This is a genomic window from Bradyrhizobium sacchari (genome assembly GCF_002068095.1).
Taxonomy (GTDB): domain Bacteria; phylum Pseudomonadota; class Alphaproteobacteria; order Rhizobiales; family Xanthobacteraceae; genus Bradyrhizobium; species Bradyrhizobium sacchari.
Window position 1 is genome coordinate 1 of sequence record NZ_LWIG01000014.1, and the last position, 720, is coordinate 720.

General features: G+C 75.4%; 1 pseudogene. It reads right to left on the reverse strand.

The features are described from left to right. Positions 1–720, reverse strand: a pseudogene (locus A5906_RS44660) (caspase family protein); the annotation flags it as partial.

Sequence of the window (720 nt, forward strand, 5' to 3'; positions counted from 1 at the left end):
GGCCTTCCGGCGGCGGCCGGAGGCGTGCCGGGCGCAGCAGTCGGGCTTGTCGTGGTCGGCGCAGCCGTCGCGGCCGCATTGGGTGCACCAGGACGGCCAGGCTGCGTTGTCGAGGGAGCTGCAGCCGTCGGCGCCCCCGGATGTGCTGGCCCCGGCCCACCGGGCGCAGTCGCCGTCGGCGTGGGCTTGCCGCCCGGCAGGGGCCCTGCTCCGGCCGGCGGCGCCGGCGGACCACCATGGGCGCCGGGAACCGGCAATGTGTTGGCCTGGGGCAGCTTGGTCTGCGGCGCCACCAACGGTGACGGCGCTGCGGTCGGGTTTGTCGTGGCGGGCGCAGCTGTGGCGGCCGTATTTGGCGCACCGGGATGGGCAGGCAGTGTTGTGCCAGGCGCTGCAGCCGTCGGCGCCCCTGGATGAACCGGCGGCGTCGCACCGGGCGCAGTCGCTGTTGGCGCCGGCTTGGCTCCCGGCAAGGGCCCTGCCCCGGTCGGCGGCGCCGGCGGACCACCATGGGTACCAGGAACCGGCAGCGTGTTGGCCTGGGGCAACTTGGTCTGCGGCGCGACCAACGGCGATGGCGCCGCGGTCGGCGCAACATTCGCCGGCGTCGTCGCGGGTGCCCCGGGCTTTGCCGTCGGCTGAATTGTCGCGCTCGGTGGCAACGGCGCCTTGCCCTGCTGGATCAGGGCAGCGCGCTGCATCACGGCCTGCGGCACGGCG